At 63.9% G+C, this 15,527-nt stretch carries 20 protein-coding genes; 12 read left to right on the top strand and 8 right to left on the bottom strand.

What is annotated here, in order from left to right; translation table 11 throughout:
* Positions 1-40: 40 nt before the first annotated feature.
* The gene (locus G3O00_RS04600) at positions 41-487 is read left to right on the top strand and encodes a hypothetical protein (protein WP_206142237.1); all 447 of its coding nucleotides are present in this window, start codon (positions 41-43) and stop codon (positions 485-487) included.
* A 328-nt stretch (positions 488-815) separates the two neighbouring features.
* Here G3O00_RS04600 and G3O00_RS04595 read toward each other — a convergent pair whose 3' ends face one another.
* Positions 816-1,334: a VUT family protein gene (locus G3O00_RS04595; RefSeq protein WP_206142236.1), complete on the bottom strand. Its 519-nt coding sequence runs from the start codon at positions 1,332-1,334 to the stop codon at positions 816-818.
* Positions 1,335-2,157: 823 nt separating this feature from the next.
* On the opposite strand from G3O00_RS04595, the gene G3O00_RS04590 reads away from it, so the two are divergent.
* Positions 2,158-2,673, top strand: coding sequence for a GNAT family N-acetyltransferase (locus G3O00_RS04590; RefSeq protein ID WP_206142235.1), 516 nt, complete (start codon positions 2,158-2,160; stop codon positions 2,671-2,673).
* Between the two features lie 75 nt (positions 2,674-2,748).
* Here G3O00_RS04590 and G3O00_RS04585 read toward each other — a convergent pair whose 3' ends face one another.
* A complete protein-coding gene (locus tag G3O00_RS04585; protein WP_174931539.1) occupies positions 2,749-3,213 on the bottom strand; it encodes a hypothetical protein in 465 nt (154 codons plus the stop codon).
* Positions 3,214-3,539: 326 nt separating this feature from the next.
* On the opposite strand from G3O00_RS04585, the gene G3O00_RS04580 reads away from it, so the two are divergent.
* Together G3O00_RS04580 and G3O00_RS04575 are read left to right on the top strand one after the other, a co-directional pair.
* A complete protein-coding gene (locus G3O00_RS04580; RefSeq protein ID WP_206142234.1) occupies positions 3,540-3,935 on the top strand; it encodes a hypothetical protein in 396 nt (131 codons plus the stop codon).
* Between the two features lie 210 nt (positions 3,936-4,145).
* Positions 4,146-4,772: a hypothetical protein gene (locus G3O00_RS04575; RefSeq protein WP_206142233.1), complete on the top strand. Its 627-nt coding sequence runs from the start codon at positions 4,146-4,148 to the stop codon at positions 4,770-4,772.
* Between the two features lie 430 nt (positions 4,773-5,202).
* On the opposite strand, the gene G3O00_RS04570 is transcribed toward G3O00_RS04575, so the two are convergent.
* Positions 5,203-5,946 (bottom strand): DUF695 domain-containing protein, encoded by a 744-nt coding sequence (locus G3O00_RS04570; protein WP_206142232.1) that lies wholly within the window; start codon positions 5,944-5,946, stop codon positions 5,203-5,205.
* An 85-nt stretch (positions 5,947-6,031) separates the two neighbouring features.
* On the opposite strand from G3O00_RS04570, the gene G3O00_RS04565 reads away from it, so the two are divergent.
* The 5 genes from G3O00_RS04565 to G3O00_RS04545 all read left to right on the top strand — a co-directional run bounded on the left by G3O00_RS04565 (position 6,032) and on the right by G3O00_RS04545 (position 8,578).
* Positions 6,032-6,415: a VOC family protein gene (locus G3O00_RS04565; RefSeq protein WP_206142231.1), complete on the top strand. Its 384-nt coding sequence runs from the start codon at positions 6,032-6,034 to the stop codon at positions 6,413-6,415.
* 46 nt (positions 6,416-6,461) lie between these two features.
* Entirely contained in the window at positions 6,462-6,770 is a 309-nt protein-coding gene (locus tag G3O00_RS04560; RefSeq protein WP_174931534.1) for a phosphatidylserine/phosphatidylglycerophosphate/cardiolipin synthase, read from the top strand.
* A gap of 208 nt (positions 6,771-6,978) precedes the next feature.
* Positions 6,979-7,221 (top strand): hypothetical protein, encoded by a 243-nt coding sequence (locus tag G3O00_RS04555; RefSeq protein WP_206142265.1) that lies wholly within the window; start codon positions 6,979-6,981, stop codon positions 7,219-7,221.
* Positions 7,222-7,399: 178 nt separating this feature from the next.
* Positions 7,400-7,942 carry an aspartyl-tRNA synthetase gene (locus G3O00_RS04550; protein ID WP_206142264.1) on the top strand — a complete coding sequence of 181 codons (543 nt, stop codon included), beginning with the start codon at positions 7,400-7,402 and terminating at the stop codon, positions 7,940-7,942.
* A 162-nt stretch (positions 7,943-8,104) separates the two neighbouring features.
* The gene (locus G3O00_RS04545; RefSeq protein WP_174931533.1) at positions 8,105-8,578 is read left to right on the top strand and encodes a VOC family protein; all 474 of its coding nucleotides are present in this window, start codon (positions 8,105-8,107) and stop codon (positions 8,576-8,578) included.
* Positions 8,579-8,644: 66 nt separating this feature from the next.
* Here G3O00_RS04545 and G3O00_RS04540 read toward each other — a convergent pair whose 3' ends face one another.
* A complete protein-coding gene (locus tag G3O00_RS04540; protein WP_206142230.1) occupies positions 8,645-9,616 on the bottom strand; it encodes a sensor domain-containing diguanylate cyclase in 972 nt (323 codons plus the stop codon).
* Positions 9,617-9,880: 264 nt separating this feature from the next.
* Here G3O00_RS04540 and G3O00_RS43260 point away from each other — a divergent pair, with 264 nt between their 5' ends.
* Positions 9,881-10,108 (top strand): hypothetical protein, encoded by a 228-nt coding sequence (locus tag G3O00_RS43260; RefSeq protein ID WP_241024951.1) that lies wholly within the window; start codon positions 9,881-9,883, stop codon positions 10,106-10,108.
* A gap of 107 nt (positions 10,109-10,215) precedes the next feature.
* On the opposite strand, the gene G3O00_RS04535 is transcribed toward G3O00_RS43260, so the two are convergent.
* Both G3O00_RS04535 and G3O00_RS04530 read right to left on the bottom strand, forming a co-directional pair.
* Complete coding sequence (locus G3O00_RS04535) at positions 10,216-10,839, bottom strand: phospholipase D family protein (RefSeq protein ID WP_011351878.1); 624 nt, start codon at positions 10,837-10,839, stop codon at positions 10,216-10,218.
* A gap of 341 nt (positions 10,840-11,180) precedes the next feature.
* Positions 11,181-11,669, bottom strand: a complete 489-nt coding sequence (locus tag G3O00_RS04530) for a helix-turn-helix domain-containing protein (protein WP_206142229.1) — start codon at positions 11,667-11,669, stop codon at positions 11,181-11,183.
* 178 nt (positions 11,670-11,847) lie between these two features.
* Here G3O00_RS04530 and G3O00_RS04525 point away from each other — a divergent pair, with 178 nt between their 5' ends.
* Together G3O00_RS04525 and G3O00_RS04520 are read left to right on the top strand one after the other, a co-directional pair.
* A complete protein-coding gene (locus G3O00_RS04525) occupies positions 11,848-12,285 on the top strand; it encodes a PaaI family thioesterase (protein WP_039358790.1) in 438 nt (145 codons plus the stop codon).
* Between the two features lie 147 nt (positions 12,286-12,432).
* Positions 12,433-13,485 carry an NADP(H)-dependent aldo-keto reductase gene (locus G3O00_RS04520; protein WP_174931530.1) on the top strand — a complete coding sequence of 351 codons (1,053 nt, stop codon included), beginning with the start codon at positions 12,433-12,435 and terminating at the stop codon, positions 13,483-13,485.
* Between the two features lie 77 nt (positions 13,486-13,562).
* Here the strand turns inward: G3O00_RS04520 and G3O00_RS04515 are convergent, their stop codons facing one another.
* Together G3O00_RS04515 and G3O00_RS04510 are read right to left on the bottom strand one after the other, a co-directional pair.
* The gene (locus tag G3O00_RS04515) at positions 13,563-14,849 is read right to left on the bottom strand and encodes an MFS transporter (protein ID WP_206142228.1); all 1,287 of its coding nucleotides are present in this window, start codon (positions 14,847-14,849) and stop codon (positions 13,563-13,565) included.
* A 35-nt stretch (positions 14,850-14,884) separates the two neighbouring features.
* A partial coding sequence (locus tag G3O00_RS04510) for a peptidase dimerization domain-containing protein (protein ID WP_206142227.1) occupies positions 14,885-15,527 on the bottom strand: 643 nt, incomplete at its 5' end.

Genomic DNA, 15,527 nt, shown 5'->3' with positions numbered 1-15,527 from the left:
AATGGAACGGCAAACACATTCAAGGCACAAGGTGATGGCTATGGCGACTTTCAGGGTGGTGAGGGCGTCGTTTTACGTGCTCGCTGGAGTCGCTCCGGCGATGCCGTTGCAGATATTGTCGTGGTTTGTGTTTATCTTCTCTTTGCTGGATTCAGGCGTGGATTGGCCCACAGCGTGTTTTTTCCTTTTGTCTAATGCAGGCAGCATTGGCTTGCTTCTCACAACGTGCGTTTTGCCTCAGAAGGCACGCATCAAGCATGTTGCGGGAGTCATCGTTCTGTTGATCTGCGGGAGCGCCGCCAGCTTGCCGTCGGCCATTGATTCGGTGCTGAAAATCATGGATAACCACCGAGTCGGTTACCACATGCATCCAGTGGATTTTGGTGACTTTGCCATTATTGCTTGCAACGTTGTGGCGATCGTCTATCTGTTCGAAGTCCTTGCGGCACTGCGTGCGAGACACTTGGCCGGGCTTCTCGCACGATAGGCTCTGATACCTCACCCTCCCCACAACACATCGCGCGCCGCGAGCAGGTGCCTCAGGCGCTGAAGCGCCGTGCGCATCGACCTTCATCCATTAAAGCGTCGTCGCCTATGTCTGGACCGATGGCGCCTCGGCCATCTTTGAGTACGGCCAATCGAGGCTTCGATGGCGTTGACCCGGGGCCGTGTTCGCCGTCCTTCCTATTTGTTGTTTCCCGTTCGGCGCCGTGCTTATCCGGTTCACTGCGCTGCAGATCGGGCATTGTGCTCTTTTGGCGTTCGGCTAGGCGAGTAGATGAACGAAGTGAAGCCGCGGAAAAGCAAACCCGTCCTCAACGATCACACACATTGCTCGCGATTCCCGCCTGCACCGTCCGGGTGTTTCTAAATACCACCCACGACCACAAAGCACCGCCAGCCACCTTTGCGACGAACTGCAACGCGGCGATCGTCGGAAACACTGCACCGAACGCAATAAGCGGAAAGACGATGGAGTCGACAGCCGCACCCGCGACGTTCGCGCCGTTTGCGCGCGCCAGTATCGGAAAGCGACGTGCGAGTTGAAACACGATTGCACTTGCCAGGGCTGCCGAACCGAACGCTACGAGAGACGCGAGGGCGATTTCCTTGGCGGCGGGATTGAGCGCGTAACTGACGACGCCGGCAGCCGCGATCAACGCAAACATCCGTGACCAAAGCGCGCGGCCGCGCCAGTCCAGGTGGAGCCGGTCGCGAATCGCGAGATCGAGCCCGATCAGAAAGAACGCGATGATCGGTGTGGCAGCCGGTCCGAAATGAGCGACCATCAGATTCGCGACAGCGACTGCTGCGATATAGATCAAGACGTACATGATTTCCCTGCGGTAAAGAGTGCGCGCTGCGTCGATTCGGAGCCGAAGTTTGCCATACATGGCTGATTGAACGGACTGGCGCTTCGCGACGAGCAAACCGGGGGGAACTGCGCGCGATTAGCGGACGGCCAGAGTCGGGAGCGACAGGATATCGTCACTGCGTTGCCGGTTTTCATCAATGAATCTTTGATGCGCGATTGTATGGCTGTATCCAGACGGCGTGACGTTGCGAAGTTTTCTTTCCGCACTAAGGTTCGCGCGCCTCGCGCCGTTATCTTCCATGGACAGCCCTCGTGCCTCGAATGCTGATCCGTTTTCTTGCCTGCTCGCGTTCCGCGTGAGCAGGCTTTTTTCGTTTATGGTCGCTCGTTGGCGCATGAATGGCGGAATGGAACAGGGACTTGGCGTGAATCGACAACGCGCAACAGTCTTACATTGGTGTAATGTATCGACTTCCTCGTGCCCGCATGCTTTGCAGGGCCGTTCGATCCCGACGACCAATGAAGGTGTCGGGATTTTTTTTGCCTGCATCCCGTTGCGCTGGCAACGAGTTCAGGAGCCGGCCCGCGGCGCGAACCGATCGAACGCGACACACAGGCGTGGCCCACGCGATCACGCCGACGATGCTCGCGATCGCATATCCGATCGTTCCGAAGAGACGTCGCATCGTTTGATTTCCCCAAAGACCATCTTCCGTCGTCCCGGGTCAGGCCGACACGGTATCGTTCGAGCACGGCGACGTCGAGGGTTGCATGCCACAACGCGCGGTATATTTTGCGGCGAGACGTTCGATCAACGGCACAAGCCGAAGGAGTGACCATCGATGCCGGAAACCCGGGCCACGCTGCGTGCCGCGACAGCACAGGACGCAAACCACATCGCTCGCCTGCACACGCTGAGTTGGCAAACCGCATACAGCCACATCCTGCCGGCGGCCTACTTGTCCGACGAGGTGCGGGCGGAACACGCGATCCGGTGGCGGCAATATCTCGATCGCAATGAAAAAGAGTGGGGCCTCGTGCTGATCGCCGAGGCGGACGGCGAGACCGTGGGCTTCGTCAGCGCCGAGCGCCCCGTCGATCCGGCGCTTGGCGTGCTGCTCGACTGCCTGCACGTCCATCCTTCGTATCGCGGAAGCGGCACGGGCAAGCGCATGATCGAAGCCGTTCGCGCCTGGGCGCGTACGCTCGGCGTGGACACGGTCCACCTGAGGGTGCTGGTGGGCAACGAACGCGCGATCGGCTTCTATGAGCACAACGGTTGGCAACTGGCGGGTATCGAAACGAGCCGCATCGGCCAGACGGAAGTCACCGACCGGATCTACGCGATACGGGCGTAGCGGCCCGGCGATATTCGCGCGAGCAGCCGCATGAGGTGCGGCCCTCGCCGGGCAAAAGTCGAACGTACGCCGTCGTTACTCGCCGCAGTACCGCACGAGCAGATCGGCTTCCGTCTCGTGCACCTCGACGGGCAGCGTCGTTGCGCCTGCGTAGGCAAGATAGCGCGCGCGATGCTGGCCGTTGCGGAACGACGCGACGCCGACTCGCGACAGGCCGGGGATACCGAGCAGCGTTCGTGTTCTTGTCTCGCGAAACGTGATGTACGGCATGTCCGGAATCCTGTCCTGTTCAGGATCGAGAAATTCGCGAATGCCCGCGGCCTTTCCAGGGGCCCAGTACAGAACGGACGGCAATACGTAGTCCGTCGTGTCTCGGTCGGCGCATGCCAGCAGTTTCGTCAGGTCGATCGTCACGACCCGGTGTCGCGTATCGTCTGACGAGAATACCCGCTTGAGATGCGTATAGGCATAGGGGGCGTGCCCGGGAAGCTGGATAACCCAGACTTCTACGCCATTCTCCTGTGCGTGGGCGAGTGCCATTTTTTCCTCTGGTGTTGCAAGCGACCTTATTGATTCCAGTTTAGCAGCGCGATTGTGGTGACGAAGCAGGGCAATACCCGGAATAGGAAAGCGGAGCGATTCGCGGCACAACCTGGACCGCAAGCAAAGGCGGAGAGGGGAAGGGTAGGTAAATCGGATGCGGTCATGTGTCGGCGATCGATATCGACAGGTCACGAGAATATCGCGATACTGCCAGCGGATATGACGCACCGCGCGAATTTCATCGAAGATTCACATAGTGTCGTGAAACCCGGTGCGTGCGGCTCACCATGAGAACAGAGAGGTCAGATTGGCCGGAGAAAACGATGTCCTCGAAACTTGAGATCGAGTACCTCGATTACTGTTTCACCGCGATGCTCGAAATCCGGGAGTCCGGTCGGACAGGCGTTGTCGACTGGCATCTCGAATCCGATTCGCGAAGCAAGACGCTTGCGTGGATCGTGTTCGACCGCTTTCTCGAGCGGCATGATTTCGTCGATGAAGAGGATGCGCGTGCCAACATCGTCGACTGGCTGGAGCGGCTGGCCGATCCGAGATCGGGCGCGTCGGGCGAAATGGCGAAGGTGAACGCGGTTGCTGCCGGGGCCGTGGCGACGGGCGCATCGACCACATCGACTGCCGAAATCGTCGGCGAAACCGTCATCGATATCGCCAGCGATCTCGACTGGATCGAGATGGTTGCGGAATGGCTGTTCAACTGACCGTCACGATGACGAAACCCGGTTGTCACGACGCGAGTTCCTGTGTTCGCCAAACGCGGCTTGGAAAAAGCCGGTGCAGAAAAATGAAGCCCGAATCGTGTCGATCGGGAAAATAGAATAAACCTGCTTTGACAACACCTGCGACTTACCAGAAACTTTGCCCGGGCCTGAAAATATCCGATTGAATTAAAACAAAATAAAACACCATACATGAAAAGAAGAACACTGCTGACGGCGGGCGCGGTCATTGTCGCTGCCGGCCTGACAGGCTGCACGGCAATGCTGTTCGAAGACGGTCATTACGAAGAGACGGTCGACCGATTCCTCGTCAGCGAGGACGGCAAGAAATTCGTCGTGCTCGGCAAGAAATATCACTACATCTTCGATATGCCGGAGCATCTCGGCGCCGTGCTGGCATCGTCTTACCGGAAGTCGATCAATGCGTCGCTATATGGGTTCGTCGCGCAGGGCAGCAAGATCTCGGGCGAGTTCTCGCTGCGGCTCCACCGCAATGACATGACCGGCGAGGATTGGGATCGCGCGCTGGAGGACGGCTTCACGAAGCTCGGAAGCGTAGATCTGGGGATGACGGGTGCGCTGGCCGGATCGCGCTATCTCGCCGATGGTTTTGCGCAGGGCAAGACGTGGTCGTCGTTTACCCATTCGTACAAGATCCAGGTCACCGATCGCATCACGACGGCGGGCAAGGCCGTGCGCGTGCTCGCGACGCCCGTCACGCTCGCGGCCGACGGCGTGATGATGCTCGGGGCCGTGGTGCTGTCACCCATCATCGTGGTGATGCTCGCGCCGGTCGCGGGCGTTGCGCTCGGACCGTGACGCAATCTGCGCGGCACGCGAGCGAACCAATTGCTGCGGCATTGTCACCAAATGGTGAGTTGCCGCACAGATCGTTGCGCGGCCCGCGCTCACAATTTGGCCGGTTGACCGTTCTTCCCCGGCCCGGTCAACCGTTTCCCCGCTCGCTCGCGCAGGAGCGGGGGCTTTTTGCCCGTCCGACGCCGGAAGGCTGCGTCGGCGGAACCGGACAGGCGTCCGGCGGGCGGCGTAATCGCATCGGTTGCGCGCCCCGGCATCCGGTCGCCTGATCCGCACGAATCGCTTTCCTCGTGCCTGAGCGAACCCTCAGGCCCATCGCCGGTTTCGGCCGGTGATGCCTTGGTCCCGGCGGCGCGCAAGTCGGCCGCCGGGATATTTTTTGCGCCGGATGCATTGCATCACGTGTGGCGCAGCGGGCAAGTCAACCCGCTCAGCCAGCCTGCTCGACGCTGGTTTCCCATCCGTCGTATTCCCCTCCGAGCGAACGGACTTCGCGGTTGATTGCGACCGTATGGCCCGTAATGTCGGCCAGTGCCATCGTGCCTTCATGCGAAAACCGTACGGCCGACTTGCCGTCTTCGGTGGGCGCAACCGACTCGACCGGACAGCCTTTCGCTTCGGCCCAGTCCGCGAACTGATGTGCGTCGCTCGGGTCGGGGAAGTACGCCCAGTGCATCACGCGCCGGCTTACATCGCTGGCGTCGCCTTTCTTCCGCAATTCGTCCAGCACGCGCATGTCGCGCATGATCAGCCAGTCGTCGTCGGTCGGGTAGAGCGTTTGCCAGTACGCTTCCTTGTCCGGATCGTCCTGATGCGCGTACTGCAGTGCATAGGGTGTCTGATCGGCCAGCGCGTCGACGATCTCCGCCGCCGCCTCTTCGTCGAACGGCACATAGAACAGGAAATCGCGATGGCCGTCGACGGTGATGCGGCCAACTTGCACGCCACCTTTCGCGGCGATCGTGGCGTCGAGCAGATCCTCGATCGTCGCGAGATCGGCGAATTCGTCGCCGGTCGGCAGGCCTTCCGGCGTCGGATGCGCAAAGGGGACGCGCACGCTGAGCAGCGACGTGCGCGGATCGCCTTCGGCGATTTCCGCAAAGCTGTGGTTGAAGCTGATGAAAGCCTGATGGTCGCCCATTCTGGCAGGGAAGGTTCCCCAGGCGTCGGTCATGTGTTTCTCCCGTGCACGCTTGTCTGTTGACGGTTGTAAAGCGTCCCAATGTATCATCGAAAATCGCGTTGGCCGGAGAAGGCACATGATCGCGAGTCTGGGCATCCTGGTGCCGGTCGAAGACGATCGCTTCCGGGCGGTGGTGGATTTCTATCGTTTGGCGCTCGCGCTGCCCGTGCATTCCGAAGGCGTGTCGGCGGCGGGGAATCCGTGGCATCGCTTCGTCGTGGACGGAGCGACGCTGACCATTCATACGGGCCGTGGTGGCGAGTTTCCGTACCCGGAGTTTCGACCGACCGGCCACGGCATTGCGCTGGCCATCGAGGTCGCGCATGTCGCGGAAGCCATTGCGCGACTTGAATCGTGCCGCGTCGGCATCCTGAACGAGTGGGACTACGGAGACGGCACGATCGCGATTTCCGTGGCGGATCCGGCGGGAAACGTCTGCGAGATCTGGGGCCGTCCGTGACCGCGCATCGGGACGGCGGGCCACAAAAAATTCGAAGGAGATGCCGATGTCGATGTTTGCGGTGAATGGAGTGCGAATCGATCCGCTCAGCGCGCGCGTGACGCACGTGCGCTGGGCGGCCGTGAATCCGGCTGACCGGTCGTGGGCGGCGACGCCAAGCGAGGCGCCAGTGGTGGACGTGGCGCGCGCGCTCGCGTCCGGTAACGATGTCCGCGCAATCTTCTCGGCATCGGATGACACCGCGATCGGGCCCAGGCTGAAACGCGTGCTGTATCGCGATGCATCGGAAGGGATCGAGCTCGACATCGATGCGACGAGCGAGTCGCGCACGCTGCGTGATCTGCCGCAAATCTGACCGGCACGGCATGCATCAGCGATAGCGGGTGTCGTCGCATGGATGGCGGTGCCTGGCCGAACGGCCGGTCGCACGACGTCGATCGCGAGGAGTAGTATTGGGTGATCGTCATGCTGCGTGGGCGGTTGCGCCGAATGGTCTGACGGGGCACGTGGTCTTCCGCGAGCCCGTTTTACCGGAAGCGAATATCGCAAACGCGTACGAGACCATGTCCAGACTGCTCATCGCCCCGTTGGCATCCGCTTTTTGTCTGGCGCTATCGGCTTGCCAGACCGCGTCCGAGCCGCCTCCGCTACCGTCGCCCGACTCCGCGTCGGCTGCCGCGGCCGTTCCGGCATCGTCGCCGTCCGGGCCGATCCGTGGCGTCGGCCAGGCGCCTCATCTGGCCGGGCAGAGCCACTGGGCCATCGGTCAATGCACGACCAACGGCACCGTCAAGGTGTGCAACTGAACATGACCGATGCCGATGGAGCATGGCCCGTTCCTCGTTGTCGAAGGCGCATTGCCGCGCGTCGATGCTTGCCATCGTCTATCCCGAACGTTTTCGGTCGACAAGCTGTCCGTCTCGGCGTGTCGGTATGGTGTCCGACCTCGATGAGTCGGTTGTCGTCGATGTGAGCGATCGCGCGATGAACGATGAAGGCGAAACCACTGATTCAGGACGGCATGTTGATCCCGTTGCGGGAACCGTCGTCGGCCCGTTGCCGGTGACGCTGGCGGTCGACGGCCGGAGCCTGAAGAGAAGGGCGATCGCGTGTGCGGTGCTGGCCGCCGTGATCCTGTGCGGCTATGCGGCCGCACCGGCGCTCTGGCCGGTGGCGGCACTGGCCGTGCTGCTGGCGCTGGCGGGGGCCGCTTTCCTCGTGTCGTCGCGGCGCAGGATGGCGCTGCAGGTCGACGAGACGGGCTTCAGGCTGATCGGGGCCTTACGTGAACAACCCGTCACGCGATGGCGTGACGTCACCGAATTCCGGATCATCAGCGTTGCCGGGAATCACTACATCGGCTACCAGTTCTCGGCGCTTTCATCGCGCACCAGGGTACCCGGTGGCGTGATGCTGCCGATTACCGCGTTTGCCGATCTTCCGCTCGATGCAGTGGCTGGATTGCTGGAGGCATGCCGTCGACAGTTCGGCGTGCCGGGCGACGAGGGCGACCAAACGGGCCGATGACGCCCGATGCAAGGCGCCGGCGCGCGCCGATACCCGAGACAACAAAAAAATGTCGGGCGCCGTGTCGATTTCCGCCGGGTTCGTCCGTCGTAGCATCGGAGGCGTGCGCATCGCGCGTCCGTCCCGATTCCGATACGACAATCGACCGAAGGAGCGATACCCATGTCCACGTCCGTCAAACCGATCCCGGAAGGGATGCGCACGCTGACACCGCATCTGATCTGCGCCGGCGCAACAGCCGCCATCGACTTCTACAAGCGCGCGTTCAATGCGAGCGAACAGTTTCGCCTGGCGATGCCCGACGGCCGGCTCGCGCACGCGTGCCTCGTGATTGGTGATTCGACACTGATGCTGGTGGATGAAATGCCGGAGCACGGCGCGCTCGGGCCGAAGGCACTGAAAGGCACGCCGGTCTGCCTGCACCTGTACGTGCCGGACACCGACGCGGCGATCGCGAAGGCGGTCGAGGCCGGTGCGACGGTCACGATTCCGGCCGCCGACATGTTCTGGGGCGATCGTTACGGGCAGGTCGAGGATCCGTTCGGCCATCGCTGGTCGCTCGCGACGCACCAGCGCGACCTGACGCCCGAGCAGATCGCGGAGGCCATGGCCAGCGCGCCGCCGTGCGGAAGCTGACGCAGCCACGCAAGCGCAGTTGAACGGCCGGGCGGCGGCACGCGCCTGCGCCCGGTTCGCCCGCGCTTACGCGCCGGCCGTCTTGCCGCGCTGCTTGTCCTCGTACATCCGTTGATCGGCCGATGCGAGCAGGTCGGCCACGTCGCGATGGTGCGCGGGATCGTAGTCGACGAGCCCGACGCTGAACCGGATGTCATAGCCGCGTGCATCGGCCGCGTTGCGCTGCGCGAGCGCCTGCTTCACGCGTTCGACCGGCTCGGCAACGTCGCCCGGATCGGTGGCGCTCAGCAGCACGACGAACTCGTCGCCGCCAAGCCGTGCGATCACGTCGCTGTCGCGCAGCGCGCCCGTCAACGTATCGGCGAATGCCTTGAGCGCATGGTCGCCTTCGGCATGGCCGAAGCGGTCGTTGATCGACTTGAAATCGTTCAAGTCGAAAAACAGCAACGCCGCGTGACGGTCGAGGCGATCGCACAGGCTCAGCACGTGGCGGGCCAGGATCTCGAAGCCGCGCCGGTTGGTCAGTTGCGTGAGCTCGTCGGTGGTCGCGAAATGCAGCGCCGCGATCTCGCGCTCGGTCATGTGAGCGAGATCGCCGAGCAGCGCGAGTTCGTCGGGTTCGAGCGAGCGCGGCCGCGTGTCGATCAGGCACAGCGTGCCGATGGGTGCGCCGTTCGGCGCCGTAAGCGGTCGGCCCGCGTAGAAGCGGATGCCGGGCGCGCCGGTGACGAGCGGGTTGTCGTGGAAGCGATTGTCGTTCAGCGCATCCTGGATCACCATCGTATTGCCCTCGAGCAATGCATGGGAGCAGAACGACACGTCGCGCGACGTTTGCGTGACGTCGAGCCCGGCGTGACTCTTGAACCACTGGCGATCGTCGTCGACGAGGCTGACGAGTGCGATCGGTACGTCGAACAGCCTGCGCGCGAGACGCGTCAGGCGATCGAAGCGCTCTTCGGGCGGCGTGTCGAGGATCGAGAGCGAATGAAGCGTATCGAGCCGGGCCGCCTCGTCGGCCGGTTTCGGTGCGATTTGCATGGGCCTTGTCTTTTGTCCCGGCTGCGAGGCCGGTCACGGGATCGTATGTCGGACAGTATCGCGCATTGTTCGACGCATCGCCACGTTGCAAATCTGCCGACGCGTGGTTTCGGTCCGGTACGGATCGATGCAGATGGGGTGAGAAGCGGGCGCCATGGGGGCGCGTTTCACCCCGATGCGCAATCGGAGGCGCGATGCCTCAAGGTGCCCGGCGCAGTGCCGTAAACAGGGCGAGTCCATTTCTTCATCGCTTCCCATCGCACCATGGTTCGATTTTTGTACGCGGGTTATCTCGCGTTTGCGCTGTATCTTCTTTATCCGATGGTTCAGAACACGCTGGCACTCGGCGTCGTTTGTGTGAGCAGCGCGCTGCCCAGCGGCGCTAGCGGCTTGTCGACGTCTTCGGCAAGCGGCGCGAGCGGGCAGGCGACTCGCTGTGCGCCGACGACGCATGCCGGTGCAGCGACCGGGCGGACGCCCGAAATCCACTAAGTGCGACGGCGCGCTGGCCATTTGGCCGAATTGAACTCCGCGCCATGCTCGCCGATCATCAGCAACACGGCGGATCGAACACGGAAGCGTGCGCCGCGCGGTGTGCGTCAGTAGCTGGAGCGGTACGGCGTGCCCTGGTCGAAGCGGCTTTGCCAGTGCGTGAGATAACGCGACGCGAGTTGCGGGTTGTTCCACACCACGACGACGTTCTCGGAGTTGCGGCTGGCCGCCGACGCGCTGTAGTTGAACGAACCCGTTTCGACGTGCTCGGCGTCGATCACGAGGTACTTGTCGTGATGGATCGCGTAGGCGTCGATCGTGCGCGTCGGGATACCTGCGTTGACGAGCAGGTTCAACGCCTGCTTGCTGCTCTTTGCACGATTGCCCTTGTCGTCGACGACCACCGCGACATTCACGCCGCGTCGTTTGGCGGCGAGCAGTGCGCGCGTGACAGGCGGTGACGTGAACGAGTAGGCGGCGACGCGGATCGAGCTGCGCGCGGCGCCGATCGCTTTCAGCACGAGCGCTTCGGCACCGCCGTCGGGCGAAAATGCCGATTCGACGACCTGTGTCGCGGGTGCTTCGTGAGTGGGGGCAGGCAGCCAACGCGACACGAAGTCGATCGCTTGCTGGAGCAGCGATTCACTTTGCGTCTTGCCGAAGGCGGCGAACGGAGTGGCGAGCAGGGAGGCGGCGAGACAGGCAGCGGCGAGGCGATTGCGCGACAACATCTTGGACAGCGAACAATTTCGAGACAGCGGGCCGTGAGTGTAACGCAGACGTGGCGGGCCGGTCACGTGTCGATGAGACGGAATGGCTGATCGCGATGCCCGGTGATGGCAGAGGCGGTGACGCAAAGTTGCGTTGTGCGGTATCCGAATGCGTGATCGGGTTTATTAGCGGATGGGGGCGAAAGCAGCGCGCGATTGCGCGTGCGGCGGTGGCGGAATTGCCGGTGTGCAAGCTATGTGCGAGTGCAGCCGGTGGGCTCGATGCGGCCCACGACAGCTGCGCGAGTGCGACTAACGATCCGTGCGCGTCGCGCGTTCGTTCGCGCATGCACGACGCTGCGTCAATCCTCGTCCGCGGGCGCCCCGGCTGCGTCGGCTGCGATCCACCCGGGGCCACGCTCCGGCTGCACGTCGCGTGCATCGAGTGGTTCTCCGCACGCCGAGCATACGGTGACCGCATGCATCAGATGGCCGCAAGTGCGGTGACGTAACTGCACCGGCGGCCCCTGGCCGTCGTCTTTCCAGCGGTCGCCCCACGCCGTCAGCGCGAGCAGGGTCGGGTAGAGGTCGAGGCCCTTGTCCGTCAGCCGATATTCGAAACGCGGCGGGCGCTCCTGATACGCGCGCTTCACCAGCACGCCTTCGTCAACGAGCCGCGCGAGCCGCTCCGCCAGCACATGGCGCGTGAGGCCAAGCTGGGTCTGGAACGCGTCGAAACGGCGGCAGCCGAGGAACGCGTTGCGGAGGATCAGCATGGTCCAGCGGTCGCCGAGCACGGCGAGCGTACGCGCGATCGAACAGTTCAGCGTGCCGATGTCATCCCATTTCATCGTCGAGTGTCTTGCCTCTCTTGCGGCGGTTCAGCGAAATAGCGGGTTCGATTATAGAACCCGCCTTCGGTTGCAACGGGCCCGGCGACGTTGACAACCGCCAGCATCGTTGTCAATAATGAGTTCCAATTTGGAACTTACTCGCGCGGCGACGCGCTTTCAACCCGGAGACAACCCGATGAACCCGCTTTCCCTGTCTGGTCTCGATCTGCTGCGCGCAGCGGTATCGGGTGATGCGCCGCTTGCGTCGATTTCCGAGACGATCCCGATGCGTCCGCTCGACGTCGAGCTCGGTTATGTGAAGTTTTCGGCGCGGGCGGACGGCCGGCACCTGAATCCGCTCGGCGGCGTGCACGGCGGATTCGCCGCGACGGTGCTCGACTCGGTCACGGGGTGCGCGGTGCATTCGATGCTGGATGCGGGCGTCGGCTACGGCACGGTCGACCTGCACGTGAAGATGCTGCGACCCGTGCCGCGCGACGTCGACCTGGTAGCGGAAGGGCGCGTGATTCACCTGTCGCGTTCGCTGGGTGTCGCGGAGGGCACGCTGAAGACCGCGGACGACAAGATCGTCGCGCATGCGTCGGCGACCTGCTTCATCCAGCGGCCGCAGTAACGGCGGGCGGTAGCGTCATCGTCCGGGGCGGCGCGAGAGCCTCCGCGCCGGTGTCGAAGGCCGCCTGTAAGCGTATGCGGCGGCTGTCTGAAGCGGTCGCTTCAATGTGATAGCGTTCCTGCTTTCCACCGACGCGACAGGAACAGCATGGAATACCGCACACTTGGCGATTCAGGCATCGAGGTCAGCCTGATCGGCCTGGGCACGATGACGTGGGGCGAGCAGAATTCGGAGCGCGATGCGCACGAGCAGATCGACTACGCGATCGGGCAGGGCGTGACGCTGATCGATGCCGCGGAGATGTATCCGGTGCCGCCGAAGCCCGATACGCAGGGGCGCACCGAGGAGTACATCGGCACCTGGCTCGCGCAGCATCGCGCGCAGCGCGAGCGTATCGTGCTCGCGACGAAAATCGCGGGGCCGGCGCGGCAGCCGCACAATCCGCGCCATATTCGCGGCGAAGGCAACCAGTTCGACCGCAAGAACCTGACCGAAGCGCTCGACGGCAGCCTCAAGCGCCTGCAGACCGACTACGTCGATCTCTACCAGTTGCACTGGCCCGATCGCAGCACGACGACGTTCGGCCGTCCCGCCTATCCTTGGGTCGACGATACCTATACGGTGCCGATCGAGGAAACCCTCGGCGTGCTCGCGGAATTCGTGAAGGCCGGCAAGGTGCGCGCGATCGGCGTGTCGAACGAAACGCCGTGGGGCGTTGCGCAGTTCCTGCACGCGGCCGAGAAGCTCGGGCTGCCGCGTATCGCGAGCATCCAGAATCCGTACAGCCTGGTGAACCGCACGTTCGAAAACGGCCTGTCGGAATTCTCGCATCGCGACGGCGTCGGCCTGCTCGCGTATTCGCCGCTCGCGTTCGGCTGGCTGTCCGGCAAGTACGAGAACGGCGCGCGTCCGGCCGGCGCACGCATCACGTTGTTCGAACGCTTCCAGCGCTACAGCAAGCCGCAGGCCGTCGAGGCGACGTCGCGCTATGTCGCGCTCGCACGGCGTCACGGGCTGTCGCCTGCGCAGCTCGCGCTGGCGTTCGTCAACAGCCGGCCGTTCACGCGCAGCAACCTGGTCGGGGCGACGTCGCTCGAGCAGTTGAAGGAGAACATCGGCAGCATCGGCGTGAAGCTGTCCGACGAGATCCTCGCCGAGATCGACGCGCTGCACGAACTGCAGCCGAACCCTGCGCCGTAAATGGCGCGCGGCCCGTGCGGCAGCGATGCCGCGACGGGCCGCACCGTCGGCGCTTCGCGGCGCCGTCGTTTCTTCCGTTATCGCATCTTGAGCCGTGTGCGCGCGACGAACAGCGCGGCGAGGCTCAACAGTGCGCAGCCCATCAGATAGAGCGCCGGCGACAACCGGTTGCCGGTCGCGCTGATCAGCCAGGTGATCACGAACGGCGCGAAGCCGCCGAACAGCGTGACGCCGGTGTTGTAGCTGACCGCGAGCCCCGTTGCGCGGGTCTGCGACGGGAACAGCTCGGCCATCAGCGCCGGCAGCGCGCCGCAATACATCGCTTTCAGCGCACCGATCCAGACCAGGGCGGCGAGCATCGTCGCGAACGATGCGTGACGCGTGAGCCACGCGAACGTCGGGTACACGGTGACGAGCATCAGGACCGCCGCGACCGCCATCATGCGGATCCGCCCGGTGCGATCGGACAGGTGGCCGACGACCGGCGTGACGAGCGTGAGCACGAAGCCGGTCGCGAGCGTCGCCGCGAAACCCGTCGATGCGGGCAGGCCGAGCTGCTTGATCGCATAGGTCGGCATGTACAGGATCATGTAGTTGATCGCGGTCGAGATCACGAGCGCGCCGATCGACAGCAGCACTCGCACCTTTTGTTCCGCGAACAGCTCGCGCACCGGTGCTTCCGAGCGTGCCTGCGTCTTGAACTCGACGCCTTCGTCGACGTAACGGCGGATATACAGGCCGACCGGGCCGATCGCGAGCCCGAACAGGAACGGCACGCGCCAGCCCCAGCTTTCGAGTTGCGCGGTCGTCAGCGTCGATGTCAGCAACGCCCCGAAGCCCGATGCGAGCAGCGTCGCAAGGCCCTGGCTCGCGAACTGCCAGCTCGACATGAAGCCGCGCCGCTGCGGTGCGTGCTCGACGAGGAATGCGGTCGAGCTTGCGAATTCACCGCCCGCGGAAAAGCCCTGCATCAGCCGCGACAGCATGATCCCGAGCGGCGCGAGTATGCCGATCGATGCGTAAGTCGGCATCAGCGCGATCAGCAGCGTGCCGGCCATCATCATCGCGATCGACAGCAGCAGCGACGCCTTGCGGCCCGCGCGATCGGCGTATGCACCGAGTATGAAGCCGCCGATCGGCCGGATCAGGTAGGAGAGCCCGAACGTGCCGAGCGTGAGCATCAATGACGTCGCTTCGCTCGTCGCGGGGAAGAACAGCTTGGCGATCGTCACCGCGAAGAAGCCGTAGACGATCAGGTCGAACCATTCAAGTGCATTGCCGATCGACGCCGCGAAGATGATGCGCCGGATCTTCGCGGCGCTGGGGCGGACGGCTTCCTGCGAGGTCAGGGTGGTCGTATTCATCGTATGTGCAGGTCCCGTGAGAGGGGCGAAGCGCGTTACAGGGCGGCGCCGGCCGCGGCGGGCGCCGCGCGGCGAACGGTCGGTGTATCGTCGCCGAGATCCCAGAAGAGGCCGGCCATCATCTGCAGCCCCTCGCTGACGACGCTCGCGAGCAGGTGCTCGTCCGGCGCGTGTTGCGAGCACGCCGGGTACGAGTGCGGCACCCACAGCGTCGGCAGCCCGAGCGTGTCGGCAAACACTTCGTTCGGCAGCGTGCCGCCGAGATTCGGCAGGATCGCGGGCTTCTTGCCGGTGGTCCGCGCGAGCGACGCGACCGCCCAGCGGACCCACGGATCGTCCGGCGGCACGCGCGTCGCCGGGGCGCCGCGTTCGACGTCGATCTCGATGTCGGCGAAGCCGTGCGCATCGAGGTGCGTGCGCAGATGCGTGTGCAGCGCTTCCCAGTCGGTGCCGACGACGAAGCGCAACTGGCAGTGCGCATACGCGGCGGGCGGGATCGCATTGACGGGGTGCTCGGGGTTGCCGGCCTTGAACGCGAGGATCTCGAACGTGTTCCAGCCAAACACGCGCTCGGGCGCGGTGAGGCCGGGTTCGCCCCAGTCGGCGTCGAGCGCCGGATCGCCGGGGCCGCCGCCGACGGTGAGATCGGCGAGCGCGTCGCGCACGGCGGCCGGGATA

The sequence above is a fragment of the Burkholderia sp. Ac-20384 genome (assembly GCF_017104605.1).
GTDB lineage: Bacteria > Pseudomonadota > Gammaproteobacteria > Burkholderiales > Burkholderiaceae > Burkholderia > Burkholderia lata.
Note: the sequence above shows the minus strand (reverse complement) of the source record. Positions and strands in the feature narration are given on the sequence as shown.

Bases quoted from the DNA above. Each gene is read 5' to 3' on its own strand.
- G3O00_RS04555 (WP_206142265.1), top strand. From the start codon at position 6,979: ATGTCCAGACTGCTCATCGCCCCGTTGGCATCCGCTTTTTGTCTGGCG.
- G3O00_RS04590 (WP_206142235.1), top strand. From the start codon at position 2,158: ATGCCGGAAACCCGGGCCACGCTGCGTGCCGCGACAGCACAGGACGCA.
- G3O00_RS04565 (WP_206142231.1), top strand. From the start codon at position 6,032: ATGATCGCGAGTCTGGGCATCCTGGTGCCGGTCGAAGACGATCGCTTC.
- G3O00_RS04570 (WP_206142232.1), bottom strand. From the start codon at position 5,946: ATGACCGACGCCTGGGGAACCTTCCCTGCCAGAATGGGCGACCATCAG.
- G3O00_RS04540 (WP_206142230.1), bottom strand. From the start codon at position 9,616: ATGCAAATCGCACCGAAACCGGCCGACGAGGCGGCCCGGCTCGATACG.
- G3O00_RS04575 (WP_206142233.1), top strand. From the start codon at position 4,146: ATGAAAAGAAGAACACTGCTGACGGCGGGCGCGGTCATTGTCGCTGCC.
- G3O00_RS04585 (WP_174931539.1), bottom strand. From the start codon at position 3,213: ATGGCACTCGCCCACGCACAGGAGAATGGCGTAGAAGTCTGGGTTATC.
- G3O00_RS04595 (WP_206142236.1), bottom strand. From the start codon at position 1,334: ATGTACGTCTTGATCTATATCGCAGCAGTCGCTGTCGCGAATCTGATG.
- G3O00_RS04525 (WP_039358790.1), top strand. From the start codon at position 11,848: ATGAACCCGCTTTCCCTGTCTGGTCTCGATCTGCTGCGCGCAGCGGTA.
- G3O00_RS04535 (WP_011351878.1), bottom strand. From the start codon at position 10,839: ATGTTGTCGCGCAATCGCCTCGCCGCTGCCTGTCTCGCCGCCTCCCTG.
- G3O00_RS04515 (WP_206142228.1), bottom strand. From the start codon at position 14,849: ATGAATACGACCACCCTGACCTCGCAGGAAGCCGTCCGCCCCAGCGCC.
- G3O00_RS04560 (WP_174931534.1), top strand. From the start codon at position 6,462: ATGTCGATGTTTGCGGTGAATGGAGTGCGAATCGATCCGCTCAGCGCG.
- G3O00_RS04580 (WP_206142234.1), top strand. From the start codon at position 3,540: ATGTCCTCGAAACTTGAGATCGAGTACCTCGATTACTGTTTCACCGCG.
- G3O00_RS04545 (WP_174931533.1), top strand. From the start codon at position 8,105: ATGTCCACGTCCGTCAAACCGATCCCGGAAGGGATGCGCACGCTGACA.
- G3O00_RS04600 (WP_206142237.1), top strand. From the start codon at position 41: ATGGCGACTTTCAGGGTGGTGAGGGCGTCGTTTTACGTGCTCGCTGGA.
- G3O00_RS43260 (WP_241024951.1), top strand. From the start codon at position 9,881: ATGGTTCGATTTTTGTACGCGGGTTATCTCGCGTTTGCGCTGTATCTT.
- G3O00_RS04520 (WP_174931530.1), top strand. From the start codon at position 12,433: ATGGAATACCGCACACTTGGCGATTCAGGCATCGAGGTCAGCCTGATC.
- G3O00_RS04550 (WP_206142264.1), top strand. From the start codon at position 7,400: ATGAACGATGAAGGCGAAACCACTGATTCAGGACGGCATGTTGATCCC.
- G3O00_RS04530 (WP_206142229.1), bottom strand. From the start codon at position 11,669: ATGAAATGGGATGACATCGGCACGCTGAACTGTTCGATCGCGCGTACG.